Origin of the sequence: Bacillus sp. JJ675, from assembly GCF_036963165.1 — a bacterium.
In the GTDB taxonomy this organism is placed as follows: Bacteria; Bacillota; Bacilli; order Bacillales; family Bacillaceae; genus Bacillus; species Bacillus glycinifermentans.
Map to the genome: position 1 here is coordinate 1 of NZ_JBALMR010000131.1, position 2,737 is coordinate 2,737.

The window sequence follows — 2,737 nt, forward strand, 5'->3', positions numbered from 1 at the left end:
CTGTTTGTCAGGAGGACGCACGCCTTGGCGTCTTTCAGCATATAGGCGATTCTGTCTTTCGGCGTTTCGGGATCAATCGGCAAATACGCCGCCCCCGCCTTTAAAATTCCCATGATGCCGATGATCATCTCAAAGGAACGCTCCGCGAGGATCGCCGCAACAGAGCCTGCGCCAACGCCTTTTTCCCTGAGCAGTCTCGCTGTCTGGTTCGCTTTTTTATTCAGCTCCTTGTACGTCAGGCTTCGGCCGCCGAACACGGCGGCTCTGTGATCAGGGTTTTTCTCCGCCTGTTCCTCAAACAGCTGATGGAGGGTCTTGTCTTTTGGGTAATCGGTTTTCGTGTCGTTGAATTCGTATAGGAGCATGTGTTTTTCTTCTTCTGACACAAGCTCGATTTCGCTTAATGTTTTCTCATCATGTTCAGCCACTTGTTCGGCGACCGCTATAATATGCTTTTCGATATTATCAATCATGATTTCATCATAGATATTTCCATCATATGCTATTTTCAGCATCAGCTTTTCTTCTGCTAGAACCCCCACAATATTAAAATCGTAGTTTGTTCGTTCTTTGCCATTAACGCCCTCTATTTCAAAACCAATTTCATCGATGCCGCTGAACATATGCCGATCAAAGGCGTAATTTTGGAAGACCATGACATGGCTGATCAATTCTCTTTTTAATTCGCTCAGCTCCTGAAGCTCTGAGAGGTTCATATAATTGAATCGATTGCTTTCAATAGACTCGGCTTGTGTGACCCGCAATACTTCTTTGAAGCTTTTGCCGCCTCCAAATCTGATCCGCGTCGGTATTGTATTAATAAACAGCCCGACCATTTCTTCAATACCGTCTACCTGAGCCTCCCGCCCCGAAACGACGGTTCCGAATACGACTTCGTCCGCGTTGTTATATTTAGCCAAGACAGCGCCCCAAATGCCCTGAAGAACTGTGTTTATGGTGACGTTGTTTTGATTTGCGATCCTGGCCAGTTTTTTTGTAAGCTCTTCCGGCAACGCAATGACTCTTTCTTTCTCGCCATATTCTCCCGAATGTTTGCGGCTTAATCTTGGTATTTCGGTTCGGGTCTCATATCCCTCTAAATATTCCTTCCAATATTCCGCGGCTTCGTCTTTGTCCTGTTGTTCCAGCCATTTGATATAGTCGCTGTACGGTTTCGGCGTTTCTAACCGGGGGGCTTCGCCTTTCAGCCTTTTTCGGTATATTTTGAACAGCTCGCTTAACAGAATCCCCAGACACCAGCCGTCCAGCAATATGTGATGATGGCTCCAAATGAGTTGATAGGAATCCTCATCTGTTCTGATTAGACACACTCTCATGAGCGAGCCGCCGCTAAGGTCAAACCCTTTTTCTTTGTCTTCTTTCACATATTTTTCTAATAGCAATTGCTTTTGAGCATCTTCTGTTTCTTGAAGATCCCTGTACTCAAAATCTATTTTCCGGTCTGACACAATAACCTGTTTCGGCTCTTCTGCGATGTCATATTCGAACGATGCTCTTAATATCTCATGTCTCTTGACGAGCTCATGAAAGCTTTCTTCTAAAATGTCTTCATTTGCAATGCCTTTCAATCCGATTACAATTTGCTGAAAATAGGCGCTTGATGTCTGGTCTTCCAAGGCGTGGAACAGCATTCCCTTTTGCATATTGGCCAGCGGATAGATCTTTTCAATTTTGAAAGACCCGTACTTGTCCTCAATCGCCTTCATTTCTTCAAGGCTCAAAGATGCATCGCCGTAATCGGAAGGCGTCAGCTCGATATCGTCTTTTCCGGCGCAATGTTCAACGATCTTCTCTAAATGTTTCCTATATGTTTGGTTGAAATGATGGATTGTGCTTTGTTGATATTGTGCTTGATTGAATGTTGTATAGATCGTCAATTCGCCGTTTAAAACGATCAAATTCATTTCGATGGCTGAGTGCCGCTGGATTTTCCCTCCGACGCTTTCACCGGCGGAAAACGGCGATTCAGAAAATTCTCTTCTATTAATATCCTTGCTCATTTCGCCAAAGTAATTAAAAGAAATTGGCGCCTCTCCTTCATATAAGGCGTTTGGTTCATCGGAAAGATATTGTAATACGCCGTAGCCTATTCCTTTATTCGGTATTTTCCTCAAAGTCTCTTTGACCATTTTGATATTTTGGGCGATGTCCGTCTCTTCTCCCAAATCGATGAAAACCGGATAAACCGTCGTAAACCAGCCGACCGTTCGGCTGATGTCAACGCCGTCAAGGACGCTTTCCCTGCCGTGGCCTTCCATCATGACTTTCAGTTTATTTTCGCCGGTCGTTTCTCTGACTCCGGCTATTAATGCCGTTAATAAAATGTCATTGATTTTCGTGTTGTAGGCTCTGTTTGTTTTCCTTAGTAGAGCCGAAGTCGTCTCTTTGTCGAGTGTGATGCTTAATGTCGTGCTGTTTTCATACGTATTTTTTTCCGTTTTTTGATTTCCAGGAATACACGGAGCCTCGGCTTTTGCTGCCTTCCGCCAATACTCCCGTTCCTTTGACAGCCTGCGGCTTGCGGCATAATGTTTCAATTGTGCAGCAAACGCTTGATAGGAATCCGTTTTGTATCCGATGTCGAGCGGTTCACCTTTTATTGCTTGCGCGTACAATGTTTCGAAATCCTCGAGTATGATTCTCCACGATACCCCGTCAACGACAAGGTGGTGGATGACAATCAAAAGGTGATCGCCTTCTTCTGTTTGGAAAATGC

Annotated in this window: 1 protein-coding gene; it reads right to left on the minus strand. The window is 44.8% G+C overall.

Annotation, left to right across the window (positions count from 1 at the left end):
- Positions 1-2,737, minus strand: a 2,737-nt coding sequence (locus V7126_RS23895; protein WP_335499864.1) for a condensation domain-containing protein, incomplete at both ends; no start/stop codon positions are given.